The sequence below is a fragment of the Paenibacillus sp. Aloe-11 genome (assembly GCF_000245715.1).
Lineage (GTDB): Bacteria > Bacillota > Bacilli > Paenibacillales > Paenibacillaceae > Paenibacillus > Paenibacillus kribbensis.
The window spans coordinates 733893-735651 of sequence record NZ_JH601056.1 but is presented as its reverse complement, the minus strand read 5'-3'; the positions used below and the strand labels follow the sequence as shown (position 1 = coordinate 735651).

Annotated in this window: 2 protein-coding genes and 1 pseudogene; all 3 read left to right on the top strand. The window is 50.7% G+C overall.

Going from position 1 to position 1759, the window contains the following annotated elements:
- Window positions 1-185: DUF1177 family protein (locus tag WG8_RS28655; protein WP_007431422.1), on the top strand; the 185-nt coding region annotated here is incomplete at its 5' end.
- Between the two features lie 60 nt (window positions 186-245).
- Window positions 246-1235, top strand: a complete 990-nt coding sequence (locus WG8_RS16825) for an ABC transporter ATP-binding protein (RefSeq protein ID WP_007431421.1) — start codon at window positions 246-248, stop codon at window positions 1233-1235.
- A pseudogene (locus WG8_RS28650) lies at window positions 1219-1759 on the top strand (ATP-binding cassette domain-containing protein); the annotation flags it as partial. The gene WG8_RS16825 and the pseudogene WG8_RS28650, both read left to right, overlap by 17 nt.

Below are 1759 nucleotides of genomic sequence, written 5' to 3'. Positions count from 1 at the left end.
TGCCAGGCAGTGCGACGGGGGCCAGTCACGAAGGCGATATTGCGCTGGCGGCCAAGTTTGCAGTCGAAACAGCCAAGGCCTATGGCCGTGGACAATGCTCATTTCATTCAGAAAAAGAGTATCAGCATATTACAAAATTGTATGGCAGCATGAAGCATCTGCAAACGATGGGCAAGTCCGAATAAGCTTGTTCTCTTGGATGAATAACGTGAAGGTTCATGATGGCCAAGGAGGAGGAAGAGGGCATGGCACAACTGCTTGAAGTAACCAATCTCCGAACGGAGTTCAAGACTGCGGCTGGAACCATCCGGGCAGTGGACGGCGTCGATCTGTCGGTTGGCCAAGGGGAAACACTCGGAATCGTTGGGGAATCCGGGTGTGGCAAGAGTATTACCTCCCTTTCCATTATGCAGCTCCTCCCCAAAGGACTTGGGAAAGTAGCCGCTGGTGAAGTACGGTTTAACGGTGAGAACATGCTGGAATTTTCAGAGCGAAAAATGCGTTCGATTCGTGGCAACGAGATGGCCATGATTTTTCAGGAGCCTATGACTTCGCTGAATCCCGTGTTCAAAATCGGCAAGCAGATTGCGGAGTCTGCCAGATACCATCACGGTGTAAGTAAACAGAAGGCGAAAGCGATGGCCGTGGAAATGCTGACGAAGGTGGGCATCCCGCGTCCAGAGAAGGTAGCCGTTTCTTATCCGCATGAGCTCTCGGGCGGTATGCGCCAACGGGTTATGATCGCAATGGCGATGATTTGCAATCCGAAGCTGCTGATCGCAGATGAGCCGACAACAGCACTTGATGTAACCATTCAGGCGCAAATTCTTGATTTGATGCGTGAGCTGCAAAGGTCCGAAGGGACATCTATTCTGATGATTACCCATGATCTTGGTGTTGTTGCTGAAATGTGTGATCGGGTCGTAATTATGTACGCTGGGCAAGTCGTGGAAGAAACGGATGTCAAAACGCTTTTTAAAGCTCCCAAGCATCCGTATACACAGAGTCTGTTAGCCTCATTGCCACAATTGAACAGTGATCAGGAGCGCCTAGCCTCTATTCCGGGTCAGGTTCCCAACCCGCTTGATATGCCAAAAGGCTGTCGTTTTGCACCACGCTGTCAGTTTGCCAAGGAAATTTGCCTTGCAGAGGCCCCGGAGCTTGTGGAAGTGGAACCCGGGCACAAAAGCCGCTGCTTGTTACAGCAGGAGGGATATCATGAGTACACTGCTTGAAATACGTAATTTGAAAAAACACTATCCGATCAAAAAAGGACTTTTTTCCAGGCAAGTGGGAGCAGTCAAAGCGGTGGATGGAATTAACCTGACTGTACAGCAGGGTGAAACCCTGGCAATCGTGGGAGAATCCGGCTGTGGCAAATCCACAACCGGACGGGCCATTCTCAGATTGATCGAACCAACCGATGGAGAGATTCTATTTAACGGCACGGATATACGGAAGCTGAATACAGAACAGCTGCGCAAATTCAGAACGGATATGCAAATGGTGTTTCAAGATCCGTTTGCTTCGCTTGATCCGAGGTGGACGGTGCAGCAGGTGCTGGAAGAGCCGCTTATCACGCATGAGAAATGGAGCAAAGAACAGCTCAAAGAGCGTGTGGAAGAGCTGCTCGAAGTGGTCGGATTATCTCCTTATCACGCTCATCGTTACCCGCATGAATTCTCGGGCGGCCAACGTCAGCGGATTGGGATTGCACGGGCACTGGCGCTTCACCCCAAATTTATCGTGTGTGACGAGC

Coding starts and splice junctions, on each gene's coding strand:
- WG8_RS16825 (WP_007431421.1), top strand. CDS start 246: ATGGCACAACTGCTTGAAGTAACCAATCTCCGAACGGAGTTCAAGACT.